This is a genomic window from Pseudoxanthomonas sp. (assembly GCF_051953815.1).
Classification (GTDB): Bacteria; Pseudomonadota; Gammaproteobacteria; order Xanthomonadales; family Xanthomonadaceae; genus Pseudoxanthomonas_A.
Genome location: NZ_JBQCIJ010000016.1, coordinates 65,139 through 86,357 on the forward strand (window position 1 = coordinate 65,139; position 21,219 = coordinate 86,357).

General features: G+C 67.8%; 22 protein-coding genes. 12 read left to right on the forward strand and 10 right to left on the reverse strand.

The annotated features are described in order from the left end of the window. Positions 1-12 precede the first annotated feature (12 nt). Together ACTHN1_RS04400 and ACTHN1_RS04405 are read left to right on the forward strand one after the other, a co-directional pair. Complete coding sequence (locus ACTHN1_RS04400) at positions 13-885, forward strand: tryptophan 2,3-dioxygenase (RefSeq protein ID WP_440469741.1); 873 nt, start codon at positions 13-15, stop codon at positions 883-885. A 182-nt stretch (positions 886-1,067) separates the two neighbouring features. Beyond that, the gene (locus ACTHN1_RS04405) at positions 1,068-2,573 is read left to right on the forward strand and encodes a peptide MFS transporter (RefSeq protein ID WP_440469742.1); all 1,506 of its coding nucleotides are present in this window, start codon (positions 1,068-1,070) and stop codon (positions 2,571-2,573) included. A 98-nt stretch (positions 2,574-2,671) separates the two neighbouring features. On the opposite strand, the gene ACTHN1_RS04410 is transcribed toward ACTHN1_RS04405, so the two are convergent. Beyond that, positions 2,672-3,199, reverse strand: a complete 528-nt coding sequence (locus ACTHN1_RS04410) for a MarR family winged helix-turn-helix transcriptional regulator (protein WP_440469743.1) — start codon at positions 3,197-3,199, stop codon at positions 2,672-2,674. Between the two features lie 98 nt (positions 3,200-3,297). Here ACTHN1_RS04410 and hppD point away from each other — a divergent pair, with 98 nt between their 5' ends. From hppD to ACTHN1_RS04430, 4 genes are all read left to right on the forward strand, one after another. Then, positions 3,298-4,392: a 4-hydroxyphenylpyruvate dioxygenase gene (hppD, locus tag ACTHN1_RS04415; RefSeq protein WP_440469744.1), complete on the forward strand. Its 1,095-nt coding sequence runs from the start codon at positions 3,298-3,300 to the stop codon at positions 4,390-4,392. Between the two features lie 109 nt (positions 4,393-4,501). Next, complete coding sequence (gene hmgA / locus ACTHN1_RS04420) at positions 4,502-5,797, forward strand: homogentisate 1,2-dioxygenase (protein WP_440469745.1); 1,296 nt, start codon at positions 4,502-4,504, stop codon at positions 5,795-5,797. Between the two features lie 61 nt (positions 5,798-5,858). Next, positions 5,859-6,491 (forward strand): lectin, encoded by a 633-nt coding sequence (locus ACTHN1_RS04425; RefSeq protein ID WP_440469746.1) that lies wholly within the window; start codon positions 5,859-5,861, stop codon positions 6,489-6,491. 72 nt (positions 6,492-6,563) lie between these two features. Beyond that, positions 6,564-7,511 (forward strand): calcium/sodium antiporter, encoded by a 948-nt coding sequence (locus tag ACTHN1_RS04430; protein ID WP_440469747.1) that lies wholly within the window; start codon positions 6,564-6,566, stop codon positions 7,509-7,511. Here the strand turns inward: ACTHN1_RS04430 and ACTHN1_RS04435 are convergent, their stop codons facing one another. The 6 genes from ACTHN1_RS04435 to ACTHN1_RS04460 are packed head-to-tail and all read right to left on the reverse strand — an operon-like array spanning position 7,512 to position 13,401. Continuing rightward, positions 7,512-7,874, reverse strand: coding sequence for a Na+/H+ antiporter subunit G (locus ACTHN1_RS04435; protein WP_440469748.1), 363 nt, complete (start codon positions 7,872-7,874; stop codon positions 7,512-7,514). Further along, entirely contained in the window at positions 7,871-8,155 is a 285-nt protein-coding gene (locus tag ACTHN1_RS04440; RefSeq protein WP_440469749.1) for a K+/H+ antiporter subunit F, read from the reverse strand. Before ACTHN1_RS04440 ends, ACTHN1_RS04435 begins: the two co-directional genes overlap by 4 nt. Then, on the reverse strand, positions 8,152-8,640 hold the full coding sequence (locus ACTHN1_RS04445; RefSeq protein ID WP_440469750.1) for a Na+/H+ antiporter subunit E: 489 nt from the start codon (positions 8,638-8,640) through the stop codon (positions 8,152-8,154). The genes ACTHN1_RS04440 and ACTHN1_RS04445 overlap by 4 nt, the downstream gene beginning before the upstream one ends. Then, the gene (locus ACTHN1_RS04450; protein ID WP_440469751.1) at positions 8,640-10,175 is read right to left on the reverse strand and encodes a monovalent cation/H+ antiporter subunit D; all 1,536 of its coding nucleotides are present in this window, start codon (positions 10,173-10,175) and stop codon (positions 8,640-8,642) included. The genes ACTHN1_RS04445 and ACTHN1_RS04450 overlap by 1 nt, the downstream gene beginning before the upstream one ends. Further along, a complete protein-coding gene (locus tag ACTHN1_RS04455) occupies positions 10,172-10,567 on the reverse strand; it encodes a Na+/H+ antiporter subunit C (protein WP_440469752.1) in 396 nt (131 codons plus the stop codon). The genes ACTHN1_RS04450 and ACTHN1_RS04455 overlap by 4 nt, the downstream gene beginning before the upstream one ends. Next, complete coding sequence (locus ACTHN1_RS04460; protein WP_440469753.1) at positions 10,567-13,401, reverse strand: monovalent cation/H+ antiporter subunit A; 2,835 nt, start codon at positions 13,399-13,401, stop codon at positions 10,567-10,569. Before ACTHN1_RS04460 ends, ACTHN1_RS04455 begins: the two co-directional genes overlap by 1 nt. 125 nt (positions 13,402-13,526) lie before the next feature. Between ACTHN1_RS04460 and ACTHN1_RS04465 the strand changes: the two genes are divergently transcribed. Beyond that, entirely contained in the window at positions 13,527-14,399 is an 873-nt protein-coding gene (locus tag ACTHN1_RS04465) for an SDR family oxidoreductase (RefSeq protein ID WP_440469754.1), read from the forward strand. 16 nt (positions 14,400-14,415) lie between these two features. On the opposite strand, the gene ACTHN1_RS04470 is transcribed toward ACTHN1_RS04465, so the two are convergent. From ACTHN1_RS04470 to ACTHN1_RS04480, 3 genes are all read right to left on the reverse strand, one after another. After that, the gene (locus ACTHN1_RS04470; RefSeq protein ID WP_440469755.1) at positions 14,416-14,895 is read right to left on the reverse strand and encodes an Mpo1 family 2-hydroxy fatty acid dioxygenase; all 480 of its coding nucleotides are present in this window, start codon (positions 14,893-14,895) and stop codon (positions 14,416-14,418) included. Between the two features lie 80 nt (positions 14,896-14,975). After that, positions 14,976-15,311, reverse strand: coding sequence for a DMT family transporter (locus ACTHN1_RS04475; protein WP_440469756.1), 336 nt, complete (start codon positions 15,309-15,311; stop codon positions 14,976-14,978). 100 nt (positions 15,312-15,411) lie between these two features. Beyond that, positions 15,412-16,338 carry a phosphoribosylaminoimidazolesuccinocarboxamide synthase gene (locus ACTHN1_RS04480; protein ID WP_440469757.1) on the reverse strand — a complete coding sequence of 309 codons (927 nt, stop codon included), beginning with the start codon at positions 16,336-16,338 and terminating at the stop codon, positions 15,412-15,414. 187 nt (positions 16,339-16,525) lie between these two features. Between ACTHN1_RS04480 and ACTHN1_RS04485 the strand changes: the two genes are divergently transcribed. The 5 genes from ACTHN1_RS04485 to ACTHN1_RS04505 all read left to right on the forward strand — a co-directional run bounded on the left by ACTHN1_RS04485 (position 16,526) and on the right by ACTHN1_RS04505 (position 21,194). Next, positions 16,526-16,852 (forward strand): J domain-containing protein, encoded by a 327-nt coding sequence (locus ACTHN1_RS04485; RefSeq protein ID WP_440469758.1) that lies wholly within the window; start codon positions 16,526-16,528, stop codon positions 16,850-16,852. A 43-nt stretch (positions 16,853-16,895) separates the two neighbouring features. Continuing rightward, positions 16,896-17,570 carry a ribulose-phosphate 3-epimerase gene (gene rpe / locus ACTHN1_RS04490; RefSeq protein ID WP_440469759.1) on the forward strand — a complete coding sequence of 225 codons (675 nt, stop codon included), beginning with the start codon at positions 16,896-16,898 and terminating at the stop codon, positions 17,568-17,570. A gap of 229 nt (positions 17,571-17,799) precedes the next feature. Beyond that, the gene (gene yegS, locus ACTHN1_RS04495; protein WP_440469760.1) at positions 17,800-18,729 is read left to right on the forward strand and encodes a lipid kinase YegS; all 930 of its coding nucleotides are present in this window, start codon (positions 17,800-17,802) and stop codon (positions 18,727-18,729) included. Positions 18,730-19,129: 400 nt separating this feature from the next. Then, on the forward strand, positions 19,130-20,605 hold the full coding sequence (trpE, locus tag ACTHN1_RS04500) for an anthranilate synthase component I (RefSeq protein WP_440469761.1): 1,476 nt from the start codon (positions 19,130-19,132) through the stop codon (positions 20,603-20,605). Positions 20,606-20,615: 10 nt separating this feature from the next. Then, a complete protein-coding gene (locus ACTHN1_RS04505; protein ID WP_440469762.1) occupies positions 20,616-21,194 on the forward strand; it encodes an anthranilate synthase component II in 579 nt (192 codons plus the stop codon). Positions 21,195-21,219 lie beyond the last annotated feature (25 nt).

Consider the following 21,219-nt stretch of genomic DNA (forward strand, 5'->3'; position numbering starts at 1 on the left):
GCCTGTCGACGGATGTCCGTAGAAAAGAACGAGCGAGCCCTGGAAGCAGGCATCCACACCGATCTGGAAGGACGCCTGACCTACGGCGGCTATCTGCGCCTGGATCGGCTGCTGGCGGCGCAGCAGCCGGTCTCCGATCCGGCCCATCACGACGAACTGCTGTTCATCATCCAGCACCAGGTGTCCGAGCTGTGGATGAAGCTGATGATCCACGAGCTGCGCGCGGCCATCGGCCACCTGCAGCGCGACGAGGTCTGGCAGACCCGCAAGGTGCTGGCGCGGGCCAAGCAGGTGCTGCGCCAGCTGACCGAGCAATGGTCGGTGCTGGAAACGCTGACGCCGTCCGAGTACATGGGTTTCCGCGATCTGCTGGGGCCGTCCTCCGGCTTCCAGTCGTTGCAGTACCGCACCATCGAGTTCCTGCTCGGCAACAAGAACGCGGCGATGCTCAAGGTGTTCGCCCACGATCCCGACGGCCAGGCGGTGTTGCAGCAGGCGCTGGACGCGCCCGGCCTGTACGACGAGTTCCTGCGTTACCTGGCGCGTTTCGGCCACGCGGTGCCGTCGACGCACCGCGAGCGTGACTGGCGCCAGCCGCATGTGTCGGATCCGGAGCTGCTGCCGGTGTTCGAACGCATCTACGAAGACACCGATCGGTACTGGCGCGAGTATTCGCTGTGCGAGGACCTGGTGGATCTGGAATCCCAGTTCCAGCTCTGGCGTTTCCGCCACATGCGCACGGTGATGCGGATCATCGGCTTCAAGCGTGGCACCGGCGGCTCCAGTGGCGTCGGCTTCCTCAAGCAGGCGCTGGAGCTGTCGTTCTTCCCGGAACTGTTCGAGGTCCGGACCTCCATCGACGGCGCCCGCCCGCCCGCGCCCTGAGCCCCTTTCCGGGACGGAATGCGCCCGGAAACCACCGGGTTTCGCCGCCATTCCGGCGGTCCGGCGCCCCCCGTATTCAGGAAAATCGGCATTGACGGAGCCGCGGACGTCGGTAATTCTCCCCCGTCCCGCGCGGCTTTCGCGTGGATTTGTCATTCCTGAATAACGAGGGGGGAGACCGCATGAGCGGTGCCGTCGATACACAAAATCCGGTGCAACCGATACCGGAATTCCAGCAGGCCCTGGGCCACCCGCGCCCATTGTGGATGCTGTTCATGACAGAATTCTGGGAGCGGTTCGCCTTTTATGGCATCCGCTGGGCACTGGTGCTGTATATCGTCGCGCAGTTCTATGGCGGCAGCGGAACCGGCGAGACGCCGGCCAACCAGGTTTACGGCGCGTACCTCGCGCTGGTGTACGCGGCAGCCATCTTCGGCGGCTACGTGGCGGACCGGATCATCGGCTACCAGCGCTCGATCCTGCTGGGCGCGGTGGTCATGGCCGCGGGCCTTTTCATGATTGCCTTGCCGGACCAGACCCTCTTCAAGGTCGGCCTGGCCACCATCATCGCCGGCAACGGCCTGTTCAAGCCGAACATCTCCACCATGGTCGGCAAGCTCTACACGGTGGGCGACGAACGCCGTGATTCGGGCTTCACCCTGTTCTACATGGGCATCAACCTCGGCGCGATGATCTCGCCGCTGTTGACCGGCTGGCTCGCCGAGAAGGTGTTCGGCACCGATGCGATGCCGGCCTACAAGGTCGTGTTCATCACCTCCGGCGTGGGCATGCTGATCAGCCTGGTGTGGTTCTGGTTCGGCCGCCGCCAGCTGAAGGGCATCGGCGTGCCGCCCGCCGGTGGCGAGAGCGTCGCCCGCCTGGCGATCACGGCCATCTGCACGATCGCCGCGATTCCCGGTTTCTACTTCCTGTTGAACCTGGGTGCCGATTCGCTGCAGTGGATCCTCACCGCGATGTTCATCGGCCTGGCGATCCTGCTGCTGGTCGAAGGCATCCGCAACGGGCCGAAGCAGCGCGACATGGTGATCGCGATGCTGATCATCTTCGCCTTCAACGTGCTGTTCTGGTGCTTCTTCGAACAGGCCGGCAGTTCCTTCAGCTTCCTGGCCGACAAGATCGTCAACCGCAACTTCGGTGGCTGGATCTTCCCGGTCGGCTGGTTCCAGTCGGTCAACTCGATCGCCATCATCACCCTGGCGCCGATCATGGCGTGGCTGTGGGTCAAGATGGGCCGCGCCAATCCGTCGATTCCGCGCAAGTTCGGCCTGGGCCTGATCTTCAACGGCCTGGCTTTCCTGCTGCTGATGTTCGCGCTGTCCAGCCTGGTGGATCCGCAGAGCCTGAAGATCCCGTTCTGGACCCTGTTCGCGGTCTACTGGATCCAGTCGATCGGCGAGCTGTGCCTGTCGCCGATCGGCCTGTCCATGGTGACCAAGCTGGCGCCGGTGCGCCTGGTCGGTTTCGGCATGGGCGGCTGGTTCCTGTCCACCGGCATCGGCAACAACCTGTCCGGCATCTTCGCCAGCCACGTCAGCGGCGAGACCGGCATGACGCCCGCTTCCGCGCTGTCCGGCTACACGTTCGGTTTCTGGACGCTGATGGGCTTCGGCGTGCTGCTGTTCCTGATAGCACCGCTGGTGCAGAAGCTGATGCACGGCGTGAAGTAAACCGGTCATCGCGTTACATGAAAAAGGCGGCCCACGGGCCGCCTTTTTTCTTGACTGGATACCGGCGCACGCGCGGTCCGCGGTGATCCGGATTCGTGCTAGTCGGACTGCTTCCACGGCGTGGAGCCGGTCATGTGGACGACGCCGTCGGACAGCTTGTCGATCAGCAGGCTGATCTGCTGCCGCTCTTCCGGACTGAATGCGGACAGCAGGCGGCGTTCGCATTCCAGGGTCATCGGCGCGACCTCGTCGTAGACCGAATAGCCGACCTCCGACAGCGCCAGCACCGAGCGGCGCCGGTCGTCGCCGTGGGTGTCGCGCATGATCAGGCCGCGCTCCAGCAGCTTGGCGACCGCGCGGCTGACCGCGACCTTGTCCATGGCGGTGCGTTCGGCGACTTCGCCGGCCGACAGCCCGGAGAAGCGCCCGAGCACCGCCATGATCCGCCACTCGGTGATGGCCAGGCCGAAGCGCTGGTCGTACAGGTGGGCGATGGTCTGGCTGATCCGGTTGGACAGCACGCTCAGGCGGTAGGGCAGGAAGCGCTCCAGCTCCAGCACGGCATGGGGATGCTCGGCGGGGGCGGGGGCGGGCGGGGCGTCTGGGGTCGGGTTGGGGTCGTTCATGGGGCCGGTTCGGAGGGAATGGCGCGGCGCAGCTTGCAAGTAGTTTCAATTGAAACTATAAAGCAGGCTGTCCTGTCGCAAGCCTAGCGAGGCGCTCCATGAACGCACAACCCAACCTCGGCATGCAGGTCACGACCTTCGAGAATCCGATGGGCATCGACGGCTTCGAGTTCGTCGAATTCGCCGCCCCGGAGGGCCAGGGCGAAGCCCTGCACGACTATTTCCGCCGGCTCGGCTTCACCGCCGTGCTGCATCACAAGACCCGGCCGATCACCGTGTATCGCCAGGGCGGGGTGAACTTCCTGGTCAACGAGGACCCGGATTCGTTCGCCGCCGATTTCGCCCGCGCGCACGGTCCCTGCGCCTGCGGTTTCGCCATCCGTTTCAGCAAGCCGGCCGAGCAGGTGTTCGACACCGTCCTGCGCAACGGCGGCGAAGCGATCGGGCACAAGCCGGACACCCGCGCGGTGTCCGCCCCGGTGGTCAAGGGCATCGGCGACTGCATGCTGTACCTGGTGGATCGCTACGGCAGCGCCGGCAGCATCTACGACGGCGACTACCTGCCGGTGCAGGGCGCGGACCAGCAGCCGAAGGGCTTCGGCCTGACCTTCATCGATCACCTGACCCACAACCTGTTCTTCGGCAACATGGACAAGTGGTCGGATTACTACGAGCGCCTGTTCAATTTCCGCGAGATCCGCTACTTCGACATCAAGGGCGCCAAGACCGGCCTGCTGTCCAAGGCGATGACCGCGCCGGACGGCATCGTGCGCATCCCGCTCAACGAATCCTCGGACCCGAAGTCGCAGATCAACGAATACCTGGACGCGTACAAGGGCGAGGGCATCCAGCACATCGCCTGCTTCACGGACGATATCTACGAGACGGTGGAAGCCATGCGCGCGGCGGGCGTGGAGTTCCTGGACACCCCGGACACCTATTTCGACGTCATCGATCAGCGCGTTCCGGACCATGGCGAGGACGTGCCGCGACTGGCGAAGAACAAGATCCTGATCGACGCCGATCCGGAAACCCACCAGCGCAAGCTGCTGCAGATCTTCACCCAGAACGCGATCGGTCCGATCTTCTTCGAGATCATCCAGCGCAAGGGTAACGAAGGTTTCGGCGAAGGCAATTTCCAGGCGCTGTTCGAGAGCATCGAACGCGACCAGATGCGCCGCGGCGTGCTCTGAGGCCGTCGCACCTCCGGTGGCGCGCCCGACGCGCCGCCGTGTTCGCAGTTCAGGCAGAATCGCGTCATCGGCATCGTCGCGACGGACGTCGCGTCCACAGGCAGGCACCATGAAGAGCAGCGGCTACCAGACCGGTTTCGGCAACCACTTCGCCAGCGAGGCGATCGCCGGCACGCTGCCGGTGGGGCGCAATTCGCCGCAACGCGTGGCCCACGGCCTGTATGCCGAACAACTGTCCGGCACCGCGTTCACCGCGCCGCGCAGCGAGAACCGGCGCAGCTGGCTGTACCGGATCCGGCCGGCGGCGATGCATTCGAATTTCGAGGCTTTCGTCCAGCCCCGGTTCCACAATGATTTCGGCGACGGTCCGGTGACCCCGGACCAGCTGCGCTGGAACCCGCTGCCGCTGCCGGAGGCGGCCACCGATTTCGTCGACGGCCTGTACACCATGGCCGGCAACGGGTCGGCCGCCGGCCAGCATGGCGTCGGCCTCCATCTGTACGCGGCCAACCGGTCGATGCACGGCCGCTTCTTCTACGACGCCGATGCCGAACTGCTGATCGTGCCGCAGCAGGGACGGCTGGTGATCGCGACCGAGCTGGGCGTGGTCGAGGTCGAACCGCAGCAGATCGCGGTGGTTCCGCGCGGCGTGCGTTTCCGGGTCGAGCTGCCGGACGGTCCGTCGCGCGGTTACGTCTGCGAGAACTTCGGCGCGGCGCTGCGCCTGCCGGACCTGGGGCCGATTGGCGCCAACGGCCTGGCGAACCCGCGTGATTTCGAAACCCCGCACGCGGCCTACGAGGACGTGGAAGGCGAGTTCGAACTGATCGCCAAGTTCCAGGGGCACCTGTGGCGCGCGGCCATCGGCCATTCGCCGCTGGACGTGGTCGGCTGGCATGGCAACTACGCGCCGTACCGCTACGACCTGCGTCATTTCAACACCATCGGATCGATCAGTTTCGATCATCCGGATCCGTCGATCTTCACCGTGCTGACCTCGCCCAGCGACACCCACGGCACCGCCAACCTCGACTTCGTTATCTTCCCGCCGCGCTGGCTGGTGGCGCAGGACACGTTCCGTCCGCCGTGGTTCCACCGCAACATCGCCAGCGAGTTCATGGGCCTGATCACCGGCGTGTACGACGCCAAGGCGGAGGGCTTCGCGCCGGGCGGCGCGTCGCTGCACAACTGCATGACCGGACACGGCCCCGACGCGGCGACCTTCGAGAAGGCCAGCGCCGCGGATCTGGGCAAGCCGGACATCATCCGCGACACCATGGCCTTCATGTTCGAGACCCGCGCGGTGATCCGCCCGGCCACGCAGGCGCTGGAAGCGGGTCATCGCCAGCGCGACTACCTGGCCTGCTGGGCCGGACTGCAGAAGCACTTCCGCAAGCCGGACTGATCCGTTCGCGACAGTTTCACGGCGACGCGCTAGGCTGCGTCTTTCCCACGGAGCTGCCGCCATGACGTTCGCACCCAAGCCGGTCCTGCTGACTTTCGCGTTGACGCTGGCGCTGGCCGCCTGCAAACCGCCGGCCGCCCAGCCGCCCGAGCAAGCGGACGCTCCCGCACCGCCGCCGGCCGCCGACGTTCCGGCCGAATCCCCCGCACCGCCCGCCACGGATCCGGCGGCGCCGCCGGAGATGGCGCAGGCCGGACTGGCGGGCTTCGGCGACATGAAACTCGGCAGCAGCGAGGACGAGGCGAAGACCGCCTGGGGCGGCGAACTGAAATCGCTGCCGGCGGCCGAGGGAAGCACCTGCCACTACCTGCTGCCGAAATGGGCGAAGGACGGCAACGAACTGGCCTTCATGATCGAGGACGGCAAGTTCGTCCGTTATGACGTCGGCACCGACAAGGAAACCGCGCCCGGCGGCGGCAAGGTCGGCATGCAGGCCGATGCGCTGCAGGCGCTCTACAAGGGCGGTCTGCAATCCACGCCGCACAAGTACGTCGAAGGTGGTCGCTATCTGTCGATCACGGCCAGCGGCGTGGCCCCCAGCAAGCTGGTGTTCGAAGTGGGGGCGGATGGCAAGGTCACCCGCTGGCGGGTCGGACTGACGCCGCAGGCGGACTACGTGGAAGGCTGTTCCTGAGTCGTCGCGCCCGGCTGGTGGCTCGCCGCCGGCCGGGCATAGAATCGCCCATCGAAGCGAGGAGGCGCGCGGATGGAGGCTTGGGGCTTTTTCCTGCTGGGTCTGGTGCTGCTGGCACTGGGCGGGGATTCCATCGTCAAGGGCGCCTCGGCGCTGGCGCAGCGCCTGGGGGCTTCGCCCTTCGTGGCGGGACTGCTGCTGATCGCCTTCGGCACCTCGCTGCCGGAACTGGCGGTCAATGCGCGCGCGGTCTGGGTGGGTGCCCAGGACCTGGCGCTCGGCAACGCGGTCGGCAGCAACATCGTCAATCTCGGACTGACCCTGGGCGTGGCGGCGCTGTGCGCGCCGTTGCTGGTGCGGATGCGGCTGCTCTCGCCGCTGCTGGCGCTGCTGATCATCGCCACTCTGGTGTTGATCGTGCTGGGCCTGGACGGCGTCATCGGACGCGTGGAGGGCGGCGTGCTGCTGCTGGCCTTCGTCGCCATGCTGGGTTTCCTGCTGGCGCGCGGCGCGCGCGAGAGCGAAGCGGTACGCGGCGACGTCGCGGCCTACGCCGGCCCGGTGGTCGGCTGGGGACAGGCGCTGCTGCGCCTGATCATCGCCATCGCGCTGCTGTATTTCGGCGCGAAGTTCATCGTCCAGTCCGCGGCCACCATCGGCGCGGGGTTGGGTTTGACGCCACTGCTTTCAGGCTTGTTGCCGGTCGCGATCGGCACCGCGCTGCCGGAAGTGGCGGCGGCGATTGCCGCGGCGCGGCGCGGCCAGGGTGACATGGTGGCCGGCCACGTGATCGGCTCCAGCCTGTTCAACCTGCTGGTGGTGGTGGGCGGCATGGCGCTGTTCCGTCCGTTGCCGTTGCCGACCTCCTTCGTGCGCCTGGAACTGCCCGCGGCGATTGCCTTCGCGGTGATGCTGCTGCCGATGCTGCGTGGCGATCTGCGGGTCAGCCGCGGCGAGGGCGCGGTGCTGGTGCTGGCGTTCGTGGCCTGGGTGGTGCTGGAAATCGCGATGCTGGCCTGATCAGGCCGGCGCGTCGTCCGTGTGTTCGTCGGCCTGCGCATCGGTTCGCCCCGGTTCGGGCGGACGCGCGGCCATCTTCAGCGACAGCGCGGCCTTGGCCATCAGGTGCGCGCTGATCGGCGCGGTGATGAACAGGAACGCGGTGACCAGCAGCTCGCGCGGCTGCGGATCGCTGCCGAGCGCGGCGTGATAACCGACCGACGCCAGCAGCACGCAGCCGACGCCCAGCGTGCTGGCCTTGGTCGGGCCGTGCAGGCGCTTGAAGAAATCCGACAGCTTGGCCAGGCCATACGAGCCGACCAGGATGAAGAAGCTGCCGACGGCCAGCAGCAGGGCGAGCAGGATGGCGATCAGCAGGTTCATTCGACGATGTCCCGGCGCAGGATGTACTTGCTCAGCACCACGGTGCCCACGAAACCCAGCATCGCGATGATCAGCGCGGCCTCGAAGTAGATGGGCGTGCGCAGGTGCATGCCGAACAGCATCAGTTCGGCGATGGCGGCGACGAACAGGGTGTCCAGCGCGAGGATCCGGTCCGGCACGGTCGGGCCGCGCAGCAGGCGCCACAGCGCCAGCAGCATGGCCAGGCCGACCACGTGCATGGAAGCGACGATGGCGACGGCGACGATGGATTCGGGCGTCATGGGAATATCTCCATCAGGGGCGCTTCGTAGCGCTGCTTGATCTGGGCGATGACCGCCTCGGGATCCTTCAGATCGAATACGTGCACGAGCAGGTGGCGGCGATCGTCCGACAGCACCGCCGACAGCGTGCCGGGCGTCAGGGTGATGATGCTGGTGAGCGCGGCGATGCCGTGGATGTTGCCGATGTCCAGCGGCACCCAGATGAAACCGGGGGTGATCGCCGACTCCGGCCCGAGCACCCGCCGCGCGACCTCGATGTTGGACCGCACGATGTCCCAGCCCAGCACCCACAGCATCCGTGGCACTTGGCGCAGCCGGCCGATGCGCGCGAACTCGCGGTCCAGGCGCGCGGCGAACAGCGGCACCACGAGCGCCAGCACCAGCGCCAGCACCGCATGCCCCCAGCTGAGCGCCGAGTTCATCAGCATCCAGAAGCAGAAGATCGTCAAGCTCAGCGGCCAGGAGGGAATCCAGCGCTTCATCATCAGGGCGCCCTCATCGCAGGCAGCTGCGCGCGGACCTGCTCCACGTAATCGGCGGGCGTGAGCAACTGCGCGGCCGCGGCGCGGGTGTAGTCCAGGATCGGCGCGGCGGCCAGCGCCATCGCCACGCCGTAAGCGAGCAGGAGCAGGGTGGCGGCGGTTTCCAGCCTGCGGGCCGGCGCGGCCATCGCGTCGGTCGGCGTGGCGGTGGTCGTGTCCGGCGGCACGCGCCAGAACAGGCGCGTGCCCGCGCGCGCCACGCCCACCATGACCAGGAAACTGCTCACCAGCAGTACCGCCCAGACCCAGCGCTGTTCGGTCGTGGCCATCAGCAACAGCAGCTTGCCGATGAAGCCCGACAGCGGCGGCAATCCGGCCAGCGAGACGGCGGCGATGAGGAACATCAGCCCGGGCAGGGTCTTGGCCGGCACCGGCAGGCCGCGATCACCGCGATCGCCGTCCGCGCCTCGGCGCCGGCGGATCAGATCGGCGATCAGGAACAGCGAGGCGCCGGCGAACGTGCTGTGGGCCAGGTAATACAGTCCGGCCCCGATCGTGCCTTCACGCGCCAGCGAGAACGCGATGAACAAGGTGGCCGCCGACACCAGCACCAGGTAGGCCGCCAGCGCGCGCAGGCGCACCGCCGCCATCACGCCCAGCGACGCCAGCGCCAGCGTGAGCACGCCGGCCGGCAGCAGCCATTCCCAGGCGAAGCCCGCCAGCGCCCCGGCCGACGCGCCGAACAGCAGCAGGCCTACCCGCAGCACCGCGTACAGGCCGACCTTGGTCATGATCGCGAACAGCGCCGCGACCGCCGCCGGTGCGTGCGCGTAGGTCTGCGGCAGCCATAGGTACATCGGCAACAGCGCCGCCTTGGTGCAGAACACCAGCAGCAGCAGGCCGGCCGCGGCCTGGATGAACGGCAGATCCGCGGCCGGCGCCTGCGCCACCTTCATCGACATCTCGGCCATGTTCAACGAACCCAGCAGCGCGTACAGCAGGCCCAGCGCCATCAGGAACAGGGTGGAGGCGGCGATGTTGACGCTGACGTAGTGGAAGCCGGCGCGCATGCGGTCCCCGCGCCCGCCGCTGAGCATCAGTCCATAGGAGGCGATCAGCAGCACTTCGAAGAACACGAACAGGTTGAACAGGTCGCCGGTCAGGAACGCGCCGTTCAGGCCCATCAGCTGGAACTGGAAGAACGCGTGGAAATGCGGCGCGCGCCGATCCCAGCCGGCGCCGGCGTGCAACAGGCAGGCCACCGCCAGCAGCGCCGACACCAGCACCAGCATCGCCGACAGCCGATCGACCATCAGGCTGATGCCCAGCCGCGCCGGCCAGTCGCCCAGCAGGTAGACCAGCACGGTGCCATCGGCGACCACATGCAGCAGGACCAGCGCCACCGCCAGCTGGAGGGCCAGCGACAGCCCGGCGATCACCCGCTGCGGGACCATGCCGAAACGGCGGTGCTCGGCGAACAGGGCCAGCGCCGCCGCGAACAGCGGCACCAGAATTGGCAGCAGCGGCAGGTGGTTCATGCCTTCCTCCGCCGGTCTTCGTGGTACGCGTCCACGCGCGCCTCGTGGCGTTGCTCGCCGGCGCCGCCATCGACGTGATCGCTGCCGTTGTCGGCGCGGCTGCGGATGGCCAGCACGATGCTGACCGCCGTCATCGCGAACGCGATCACGATCGCGGTCAGCACCAGCGCCTGCGGCAGCGGATCGGTGTAGTACGCCAGGGTGGTGGGCACGCCGTCGCGCAGGACCGGCGGTTTGCCGGCCACCACCCGCCCGCCCGCGAAGATCAGCAGGTTGGTCGCATACGAGAGCAGGGTCATCCCGAGGATGACATCGAAGGTGCGCGCGCGCAGCAGCAGGTACACGCCGGAGGCGGTGAGCAGGCCGATCGCGCTGGCCAGGGCGAGTTCCATCAGCGTTCCACCTCGCCGGTCCGGAGTGAGCGTTGATCGGGATCGATGACGCCCTCGCGGGCCACCTGCGTGCGCGAGGGCTTGATGGTGCCCAGCATCGACAGGATCAGCATCGCGCCGCCGAACACCACCAGGTATACGCCGGTGTCGAACACCATCGCGCTGGTCAATTCCAGATCACCGATCAGCGGCAGGTTCCACACCACGTGTCCGCTGGTGAGAAATGGATAACCCAGCGCCAGTGGCGCGACGCCGCCCAGACCCGCCACCAGCAGGCCAACGCCGATGCAGCGCACGTAGTCGAACCCGAAACGCGATTCCACCGAGGCCGCGCCCTGCATCACGTACTGCATCAGCAGCGGCACCGCCAGCACCAGGCCGGCGACGAAACCGCCACCCGGCGCGTTGTGCCCGCGCAGGAACAGGAAGAACGAGACCGTCAGGGTCAGCGGGAACATGATCTGGGCCAGGTCCGCCGGCACCGGCAGGGCAATCGGCGGGCCGGGCATGATCTTCTCCGGCGCCATCCGCGCGCGCCGCAGCAGCGCGTGCACCAGCAGCGCGGCGATGCCGAACACGGTGATCTCGCCGAAGGTATCGAAGCCGCGGAAGTCGACCAGGATCACGTTGACGACGTTGCGTCCGAAGGCTTCCGGCAGCGAGCGGGCCAGCATCTCCGTGCCGATGCCGCCCGCCGGACGCGTCATCGCCGCATAGGCCAGCACCGCCACGCCGATGCCGGCCGCCAGCGCGATCGCGATGTCACGCCAGCGGCGGAGCGAATCCCGTTCCGGCGGCGAGCGGAACGGCAGGTAGTGCATGCCCAGCAACAGCAGCGGCAGGCTGACCATTTCCACCAGCAACTGGGTCAGCGCGAGATCCGGCGCCGACAGGAACACGAAGGTCAGGCTGACCGCCAGGCCGGCGCCACCGAGCAGGATCAGCACGATCAGGCGCTGCCGGTACCAGCGCAGCGAAGCGATCGCGCAGGCCGCCAGCAGGCCCCACAGGATCCAGCCCAGCGGCGGCATCGGCTGAGGCGCATGCCAGGCGATCGCGTGCTCACCCGACAGGAACGGCGCCACGCCCACCGCGATGGCCGCCAGCACCAGCCAGGCCAGGCTGCGTTGCAGGCTGCCGTTGGCGATGCGGCGGGTCAGCCGCTGCGCCAGCGCGAACAGCGCCTCGACGTTGAACAGGAAGATCCGCCGCCCCAGCGACTGCCGCACGATGGCGTGCAGATCCAGCAGCCGGCGCAGGCCGAAGTACAGCGCCACACCGCCGACCAGGCTGATCACGCTCATCAGCAGCGGAAGATTGAAGCCATGCCACACCGCGAGGCTGTAGTCCGGCGCCGCCGCGCCCAGGGTGCCGCGCACCGCGGCGCCCAGCACCGGCGCGATCGTCCAGGCCGGCGCGATGCCCACGATCAGGCACAGCACCACCAGGATCTCCACCGGAATCTTCATCCAGCGGGCCGGTTCGTGCGGTTCGTGCTCAAGCGCCCGGGGTCCCTTGCCGAAGAAGGTGTCGTGGACGAAACGCAGGCTGTACGCGACACCGAAGATGCCGGCCAGCACCGCGATCAGGCTCATGGCCGAGCGCATGGCCGCGTGCGCGTCGCTCATGTCGAGCGTCTCGGCGAAGAACATTTCCTTGGACAGGAAGCCGTTGAGCAGCGGCACGCCGGCCATCGCCAAGCTGGCGATGATCGCCAGCGCGCTGGTGAACGGCAGGTAGTGGCGCAGGCCACCGAGCCGGCGCATGTCGCGGGTGCCGGTTTCGTGGTCGATGATGCCGGCGGCCATGAACAGCGACGCCTTGAACACCGCGTGGTTGAGGATGTGGAACAGTCCGGCCACCACCGCCATCGGCGTGGACAGGCCGAACAGCAGCGTGATCAGGCCCAGGTGCGAGATGGTCGAATACGCCAGCACGCCCTTGATGTCCTGCTGGAAAATCGCCTGCCACGCGCCGATCAGCAGCGTCGCCGCGCCGATCGCGCTGACCAGATAGAAAAACAGTTCGCTGCCGGCCAGCGCGGGATGCAGGCGCGCGAGCAGGAACACGCCCGCCTTCACCATCGTGGCCGAATGCAGGTAGGCCGACACCGGCGTCGGCGCGGCCATCGCGTGCGGCAGCCAGAAGTGGAACGGGAACTGCGCGCTCTTGGTGAACACGCCGATCAGCACCAGCACCAGGGTCAACGGATACAGCGCGTGCGCGCGGATCTGCGGACCGGCGGCGAGCACGTCATCGAGTTGATAGCTGCCGACGATGTGGCCCAGCAGCAGCACGCCCGCCAGCAGCGCCAGGCCACCGCCACCGGTGATCGCCAGCGCCATGCGCGCGCCTTCGCGCGCATCCTGGCGATGATGCCAGTAGCCGATCAGCAGGAACGAACTGATGCTGGTCAGTTCCCAGAACACCAGCAACAGGATCAGGTTGCCGGCGAGCACCACGCCCAGCATGGAGCCCATGAACAGCAGCAGGTACGCGTACAGGCGCACCGCCGAATCGCGGGCGCTCAGGTAGTAATGCGCGTACATGACCACCAGCGCGCCGATCGCCAGCACCAGTCCGGCGAAGGTCCAGGCCAGGCCATCCAGGCGCAGGCCGAAGTTGAGGCCGATCTGCGGAATCCACGCATGTTCCGCACGGACGATGCCGCCGCGCAGGATCTCCGGTGTCATCGTCGCCAACAGGACAAGGCCCAGCAGCGGCGCCGCACCCGCCAGCCACGCCGCGATGCTGCGCGACCCGGGGCGCCCCAGTGAAATCAGCAGGGCGAACAGGAAAGGCAGGCACAGCAACAGGTCGAGAGAGGCAGGCACTCGTCGGGATTCAATGGCGGGTGTTGACCCGAGTTTAACAGGGCAATGCACGCGGAATGGCGGCTTCGCTATGCTGTGCGGCCGATTGCGGCCATCTTGTTCATACACGAGGAAACGCGCTTCCCATGTCCCCGCAACCCCGCGACGCCCTGGTTTTCGGCGCGACCGGCCAGATTGGCGCGGCCCTGCTGACACGCCTGCGGCACGACGGCTGGCGCATCCAGGCGGTGTCGCGCAGGCCGCAGATGAACGTGGCGGCGGACGTCCAGTGGCTGCGCGGCGAGTTCGATGCGATGCCCGGACTGCGGGAACGCTACGACGTGATCTTCAGCACCGGTCCGCTGGATCGCTTTTCGCACTGGTACGCGGAAGCCGGCCCGGCATGCGCGCGGGTGGTGGCCTTCGGCTCCACCAGCGTCGATACCAAGCAGGCCTCCGTGGATGCCGGCGAACGGGATCTGGCCGAGCGCCTGCGCGATGCCGAAGCGCGCGTGCTGGCGGCGGCGCACGCGCGTGGCGCGCAGGCCACCCTGCTGCGTCCCACCCTGGTATACGGCGCTGGCAGTGATCAGACCCTGTCGCGGATCGCGGCGATGGCGCGACGCAGCGGTTTTTTCGTGTTGCCGGCCAACGCGCGCGGCCGGCGACAGCCGGTGCACGTGGCGGATCTGGCGGCGGCGGCGCAGGCGGTGGTGGATGTGCCGATCACGCACGGTCGCGCCTATGCGCTGCCGGGCGGCGAGACGGTGGAGTATCGCGAGATGGTCCGGCGCACGCTGGCCGCGTTGCGGCCCACGCCGCGCCTGATCGTGCTGCCGGCGGCACTGTTCTCGGTGGCGATCCGGGTGGCGCGCGCCAGCGGACGACTGCAGGGACTGACCGGCGCGGCGGTGGCGCGGATGCGCGAGGATCTGGTGTTCGACGCCGCGCCTGCGGCGCGTGATTTCGGCTACGCGCCGCGCGCGTTCCGGCCCGACGCGGACATGCTGCCGCCGTGAGCGTGGCGCGCCTGTTTCAGTAGCGCCAGCCCATCACCCGGTAGAACTTGGCCAGCACCCAGGCCGGTCCGATCAGCAGATAGGTCAGATCGGTGAGGAAGCTGGGCTTGCGGCCTTCGATCTTGTGGCCGATGAACTGCGCGATCCAGGCGACCACGAATACGCCCAAGGCCAGCCAGAACAGGTTCGTCACGCCGATCAGCCCTTCGAGCCAGCGGGTCAGCCAGGCCATCACCACGAAGATCGCCAGCATGCCAAGGCCCAGGGGGCGCGACATCCGGTTGTAGAACATCCAGGCGCCGAACATCGCCAGCGCCGCCCAGATGCCGGACTTCATCCAGGTGCCGAACACCGGGATGCACCACAGCAGGGCGACCACCGTCCACAGGATCGCGGGCACGGCGAAGAGGTGGATCTTCTGGTTGGTGAGGTTCTGGTGGTCGCCGGAGTAGCTGGCGAACCACCGGTCCACCGGGCGTTGCGCGGTCGCGTTCATGCATCCCTCCCGAGGATGTCGATGCGGCAGGGTATGGAGCATAGCGCAGGCGTGCCCGGCGTGCGCCGTGCCGGGGGCGGTCAATGTCCCGAAGCGCGCGAGAACAGCTGGATCACCGCCACCCCGGCCACGATCAGGCCCATACCGAGCACGGCGGGCAGATCCAGGCTCTGCTTGAGCACCAGCCAGCCGATCAGGGCGATCAGCACGATGCCCGCGCCGGACCAGATCGCATAGGCGACCCCGATCGGGACGGTCTTCATGACCAGCGACAGGCAATAGAAGGCGATGCCGTAACCGGCGGCCACGACGAGCGATGGGCCGAGGCGGGTGAAGCCTTCCGAATGCTTCAGCGCGCTGGTGGCGATGACCTCGGCCACGATGGCGACGGCCAGGTACAGGTAACCCGGATTCATGGCGGGAGACGCGGCGACGTGCGCATGGCACGGGAGCGCGATGCTACCCCGCAGGGCGTAAACATCGCCCGACCGGCGGCCGCCGGTCGGGCAGCGGGGCTCAGTCGACGACGATGCCGGCGAGTTTGACCAGCGCTTCGGCGTACTTGGCGCGGGTGCGCTCGATGACCTCGGCGGGCAGGCGCGGGCCGGGCGCGGTCTTGTTCCAGTCCAGCGTTTCCAGGTAGTCGCGCACGAACTGCTTGTCGTAGCTCGGCGGACTGGTGCCGACCTCGTACTGATCCGCCGGCCAGTAGCGCGAGGAATCCGGTGTCAGCATCTCGTCCATGATGTACAGGCGGCCGTCGGCGTCGGTGCCGAACTCGAACTTGGTGTCGGCCAGCAGGATGCCGCGTTCGGCCGCGTATTCGGCGGCGTAGCGGTAGATGCGCAGGGTGGCGTCGCGCACGCGCTCGGCCAGTTCGGCGCCCACCGTCTTGACCATCGCGTCGAAGTCGATGTTCTCGTCGTGGTCGCCGACCGCGGCCTTGGTGGACGGGGTGAAGATCGGCTCGGCCAGCCGCTCGGCCTGGCGCAGGCCATCGGGAAGTTCAATCCCGCTGACCTTGCCGGTGCGCTGGTAGTCCTTCCAGCCGCTGCCGATCAGGTAGCCGCGCGCGATCGCCTCGACCGGCACCGGCTTGAGCTTCTTGGTCACCACCGCGCGGCTGGCGTACAGCGCCGGATCGACGCCATCGGGCAGCACGCTGGCGACCTCGATGCCGGTCAGATGGTTGGGCAGCAGATGGGCGGTCTTGGCGAACCAGAAGTTGGAGATCTGGCAGAGCATCTCGCCCTTGCCGGGAATGGGATCCGGCAGCACCACGTCGAACGCGCTGAGGCGATCGGTGGCGACCATCAGCAGGTAGTCGCCCGGGGGCGCGTCGGCGGGCAGGCGCTCGCGGGGGATGTCGAATACATCGCGGACCTTACCGCGGTGGCGCAACGGCAGGCCGGGCAGATCGGATTGAAGCAACGTCGTCGGCACAAATACTCCTCGGGGAGTCCGGATTTCGGTCGGAACGGGACGTGTGGCACGCCCGAAGTCCTCCCCCGCTCCCGTGTCCCGCAAGCCGCCTGGGCGTGCCCGGAACCCGGCCGGGCCGCGTAGTGTACGGCGATGCCGGGCCGCTGTGCCGTAAAATGGCCGCCAATTTCAGGGAAACCCCACCCGGATGAAGCGCTGGTACGGGAAATTGCTCGGATTCATCGCCGGCTGGCTGCTGATGCGGCACCCGGCCGGGGGCCTGATCGGGCTGCTCATCGGCCATGCCTTCGACGAGGACTGGTTCAAGCTGTCCCGGGACAACCCCTACCGGGTGTTCAACCTGACCAGCGACGCCACCGATGCGGAGATCGACCAGGCCTACCGCCGGCTGATTTCCCAGTACCACCCCGACAAGTACGCCGGCGTCGCCGAGGAACTGCGCCGCCAGGCCGAACGCAAGGCCGGCGAGATCAACGCCGCCTACGACCGCATCAAGACCCTGCGCCGGCGCTGAGCCGCCCCGCGCGCCACCGCCGCACCGAACCGACGAGAGTCCCATGTCCGATTGCCTGATTGCCCCTTCCATCCTGTCCGCCAACTTCGCCAAGCTGGGCGAGGAGGTCGACAACGTGATCGCCGCGGGCGCCGACTGGGTCCATTTCGACGTGATGGACAACCACTACGTTCCCAACCTCACCATCGGTCCGATGGTCTGCCAGGCCCTGCGCAAACACGGCGTCACCGCGCCCATCGACGTGCACCTGATGGTGGAACCGGTGGATCGGATCATTCCGGATTTCGCCGAGGCCGGCGCCAGCATCATCAGCTTCCATCCGGAAGCCTCGCGCCACGTCCACCGCACCGTGCAATTGATCAAGTCGCACGGCTGCAAGGCCGGACTGGTGCTGAACCCGGCCACGCCGGTGGACGTGCTTGACTGGGTGCTGGCGGATCTGGACCTGGTGCTGCTGATGTCGGTGAACCCGGGTTTCGGCGGCCAGGCGTTCATTCCCTCGGCGCTCGACAAGCTGCGCGCGGTGCGCGAGAAGATCGATGCCTCCGGCAAGGCCATCCGGCTGGAAATCGATGGCGGGGTGAAGGCCGACAACATCGGCGAGATCGCCGCCGCCGGCGCCGACACTTTCGTGGCGGGCTCGGCCATCTTCAATGCGCCGGACTATGCCGACGTCATCCGCCGCATGCGCGAAGCGGTCGCCGCCGCCCGTCGCTGACGCGGGCCCGGAGCGTGCCGGGCGCCTTCGGCCGGCACCACGGAAAAGGGCGATGACCGTTCGGTCATCGCCCCGGAAGATTGGAGGCTGATCCTGCCTCCGCCCGTCGTCCCTGTTATGACTTTCCATGCTAGCGGCGCCGGATGACATGCGGATGACAAAAGCCCCCGGCCCCGGATAGGGACCGCGTGCCGCGGTAAGCTGGGGCATCCCCGGTCCGAGACGATGCATGGATTCACCGCACTGGCGCCTCATTCTCAACGGCAAATCCGCCGGCAACGACGCGCTGCGCGCGGCGGTGGCGGATGTGCGCGAGCGTGGCATCCAACTCGACGTGCGGGTCACCTGGGAAGGCGGTGACGCCGGGCGCTACGTGAACGAAGCCATCGCCGACGGCGTGGACACGATCGTGGCCGGTGGAGGCGACGGCACCCTGAGCGAGATCGCGGCCGCGCTGGCGCATCGGGAGGAGGCGGCGGAAGCGCTGCCAGCGCTGGCCCTGATACCGATGGGCACCGCGAACGATTTCGCGACCGCCGCGGGTATCCCGACCGCGCCGGAGAAAGCCCTGGCCCTCGTGGCGGAAGCCTCCGCGGTCGCGGTCGATCTGCTCCAGGTGGAGGCGGACGAGGGTTTCCACTGGTGCGTCAATCTTGCCAGCGGCGGCTTCGGCACCGAAGTGACCGTCGAGACCGACGAGAAACTCAAGAAAATGCTGGGCGGCCTGGCCTATGTCATCACCGGCGTCGCCCGGCTCGGGCGCATCGAACCGGTCACCGCCGAGTTGCAGGGACCGGACTTCGCCTGGAGCGGCGGATTCCTCGCGCTTGGCCTGGGCAACGGCCGCCAGGCCGGCGGCGGGCAGGTGCTGTGCCCCGATGCCTGGATCAACGACGGCCAGATCGACGTGACCGTGCTGCCCGTCCTGAACGGCGATCTCGCGACCGTGGGTACCCTGCTGACCCGGCGCGACCGCGAGGCGCTGGAGCGTCTCACCCGGCGCGCGCGCCTGCCGTGGCTGGAGCTGTCGGCGGCCAAGCCGTTTACCCTCAACCTGGACGGCGAACCCGTACGCTCGCGCCGCTTTCGCGTCACCTGCGTGCCGGGCCGGTTGCGCATGCACCTGCCGCCGGACTGTCCGCTGCTGGTACAGGCTTGACGCGGTTGTCCCGGCGAGGCCGGGAACATTCCGCCAGCCTCGCTGCATCGTCGTTCCTGCGAACGCTGGGACCCATTCTGCTTTTGACTCCTGTCCATGCCTGCATTGCCGGGCCGCAGGCAACATCGAGACGGGGCCGCGCACGAACGACAACAGCAGACCAAACCCGGACCACGCTCGGGTACGCCACCGTGGCCCGGTGTCCCATGCCGCCCGCATCAGCCTCGGCGCGCGGCAATCGGCGCCGCCAAGGGGTGGCCGCCCGGCCGGCGCTTCGGGTAGAGTAGCCCCGTGTTCAGCCAGACGACCCCGCTTTCCGTTTCTTCCGCACGCCGCTGCTGGCGATGGTGGCCCGTTGCCGTCGTCTGCCACGCCCCCGCGTCCCGGAAGGAAAGCCGTCTTGATTTCGCTCGAGCAGTTCCAGCGCTACGCCGCTGAAGGTCACACCCGCATCCCCGTCGTCCGTGAAGTGCTGTCCGACCTGGACACGCCGCTCTCGGTCTACCTGAAACTCGCCGACGCCCCCCATACCTACCTGTTCGAATCGGTGGAAGGCGGTGAGCGTTTCGGCCGCTACTCGATCATCGGCCTGCCGGCGCGGCAGGTGATCAGTTTTCGGGGGCACACGCTGGAGATTCGCGAGCACGGCGAAGTCGTGGAGCGCCGCGAGGTCGCCGATCCCTTCGCCGAGGTCGAAGCCCTGCGCGCCGCGCACACGGTGCCGCGACTGGAGGGGCTGCCGGGTTTCACCGGCGGCCTGGTCGGCTGGTTCGGCTTCGAATGCATCGGCTACATCGAGCCGCGCCTGAGCGGCGGCGACAAACCCGACGAACTGGGCACCCCGGACATCCTGCTGATGCTGTCCGAGGAACTGGCGGTGTTCGACAACCTCAAGGGCCGGCTGTACCTCATCGTGCACGCGGATCCGCGCGAGCAAGAGGCGTGGGAGCGCGCGCAGGCGCGCCTGGACGCGTTGACCGCCAAGTTGCGCCAGCCTGGCGCGGGCTATCCCGCGCCGATCGTGCGCGACGTGCTGGACGAAAGCCATTTCGTTTCCGGGTTCACCCGCGAAGGCTTCATCGCCGCGGTGGAACGGTCCAAGGACTACATCCGCGCCGGCGACATTTTCCAGGTGGTGCTTTCGCAGCGCCTGAGCGTGCCCTTCAACGCGCGTCCGGTCGATGTGTACCGCGCGCTGCGCGCGCTCAATCCATCCCCGTACATGTATTTCCTCGATGTCGGCGACGTCCAGGTGGTCGGCTCGTCGCCGGAAATCCTGGTGCGCCTGCAGGAGGGCGAAGTCACCGTGCGCCCGATCGCCGGTACCCGTCCGCGTGGCCGCACCCACGAGGAGGATCTGGCGCTGGAAGCCGAGCTGCTGGCCGATCCGAAGGAGCGCGCCGAGCACCTGATGCTGATCGATCTCGGCCGCAACGACGCCGGGCGCGTTTCCGAAGCCGGCACGGTGCAGGTCGGGGAGCAGTTCGTCATCGAACGCTACAGCCACGTCATGCACATCGTCAGCGAAGTGACCGGCCGGCTGCTTCCCGGCCTGAGCTACGCCGACGTGCTGCGGGCGACGTTCCCCGCCGGCACCGTCAGCGGCGCGCCGAAGATCCGCGCGCTGGAGGTCATCCGGGAACTGGAACCGATCAAGCGCAACGTCTACGCGGGCAGCATCGGCTACATCGGCTGGCACGGCGACGCCGATACCGCCATCGCCATCCGCACCGCCGTCATCAAGGACGGCCGCCTGCACGTGCAGGCCGGCGCCGGCATCGTCTACGACTCGGATCCGGACAAGGAATGGGACGAGACGATGAACAAGGGCCGCGCGCTGTTCCGCGCGGTGGCCGAGGCGGCGAAGGGACTATGAGGCGACCCACATGCTTTTGATGATCGACAACTACGACAGCTTCACCTACAACCTCGTGCAGTACCTGCAGTCGCTGGGCGCCGAGGTCAGGGTGGTGCGCAACGATGCGTTGACGGTGGACGAGATCGCCCGCCTGCGGCCGGAACGCATCGTCATCTCGCCCGGGCCGTGCACGCCCAACGAGGCCGGGGTTTCGCTGGAGGTGATCGACCGCCTGGGACCGACCACGCCCATCCTCGGCGTCTGCCTGGGCCACCAGAGCATCGGCCAGGCTTACGGCGGCAAGGTGATCCGCGCCGGCCAGATCATGCACGGCAAGACCTCGCGGATCCGCCACGAGGGTCGCGGCGTGTTCGCCGGCCTGCCGGACGCCTACGAGGCGACGCGTTATCACTCGCTGGTGGTCGAACGCGGCTCGCTGCCCGATGCGCTGGAGATCACCGCCTGGACCGAGCACGAGGACGGTTCCTTCGAGGAGATCATGGGACTGCGCCATCGCGAGTTCCCGGTGGAGGGCGTGCAGTTCCATCCCGAGTCGATCCTGACCGAGCACGGCCACGCGCTGCTGAAGAACTTCCTTGAACGATAGAGCCACCGGCCGGCCTCCCCACGCC

Coding starts and splice junctions, on each gene's coding strand:
- ACTHN1_RS04440 (WP_440469749.1), bottom strand. CDS start 8,155: ATGACGCCCGAATCCATCGTCGCCGTCGCCATCGTCGCTTCCATGCAC.
- ACTHN1_RS04455 (WP_440469752.1), bottom strand. CDS start 10,567: ATGGAACTCGCCCTGGCCAGCGCGATCGGCCTGCTCACCGCCTCCGGC.
- ACTHN1_RS04405 (WP_440469742.1), top strand. CDS start 1,068: ATGAGCGGTGCCGTCGATACACAAAATCCGGTGCAACCGATACCGGAA.
- ACTHN1_RS04435 (WP_440469748.1), bottom strand. CDS start 7,874: ATGAACCTGCTGATCGCCATCCTGCTCGCCCTGCTGCTGGCCGTCGGC.
- ACTHN1_RS04505 (WP_440469762.1), top strand. CDS start 20,616: ATGCTTTTGATGATCGACAACTACGACAGCTTCACCTACAACCTCGTG.
- ACTHN1_RS04475 (WP_440469756.1), bottom strand. CDS start 15,311: ATGAATCCGGGTTACCTGTACCTGGCCGTCGCCATCGTGGCCGAGGTC.
- ACTHN1_RS04410 (WP_440469743.1), bottom strand. CDS start 3,199: ATGAACGACCCCAACCCGACCCCAGACGCCCCGCCCGCCCCCGCCCCC.
- yegS (WP_440469760.1), top strand. CDS start 17,800: ATGGATTCACCGCACTGGCGCCTCATTCTCAACGGCAAATCCGCCGGC.
- ACTHN1_RS04450 (WP_440469751.1), bottom strand. CDS start 10,175: ATGAACCACCTGCCGCTGCTGCCAATTCTGGTGCCGCTGTTCGCGGCG.
- ACTHN1_RS04470 (WP_440469755.1), bottom strand. CDS start 14,895: ATGAACGCGACCGCGCAACGCCCGGTGGACCGGTGGTTCGCCAGCTAC.
- rpe (WP_440469759.1), top strand. CDS start 16,896: ATGTCCGATTGCCTGATTGCCCCTTCCATCCTGTCCGCCAACTTCGCC.
- ACTHN1_RS04430 (WP_440469747.1), top strand. CDS start 6,564: ATGGAGGCTTGGGGCTTTTTCCTGCTGGGTCTGGTGCTGCTGGCACTG.
- hmgA (WP_440469745.1), top strand. CDS start 4,502: ATGAAGAGCAGCGGCTACCAGACCGGTTTCGGCAACCACTTCGCCAGC.
- ACTHN1_RS04465 (WP_440469754.1), top strand. CDS start 13,527: ATGTCCCCGCAACCCCGCGACGCCCTGGTTTTCGGCGCGACCGGCCAG.
- hppD (WP_440469744.1), top strand. CDS start 3,298: ATGAACGCACAACCCAACCTCGGCATGCAGGTCACGACCTTCGAGAAT.
- ACTHN1_RS04425 (WP_440469746.1), top strand. CDS start 5,859: ATGACGTTCGCACCCAAGCCGGTCCTGCTGACTTTCGCGTTGACGCTG.
- ACTHN1_RS04485 (WP_440469758.1), top strand. CDS start 16,526: ATGAAGCGCTGGTACGGGAAATTGCTCGGATTCATCGCCGGCTGGCTG.
- ACTHN1_RS04400 (WP_440469741.1), top strand. CDS start 13: ATGTCCGTAGAAAAGAACGAGCGAGCCCTGGAAGCAGGCATCCACACC.
- ACTHN1_RS04445 (WP_440469750.1), bottom strand. CDS start 8,640: ATGATGAAGCGCTGGATTCCCTCCTGGCCGCTGAGCTTGACGATCTTC.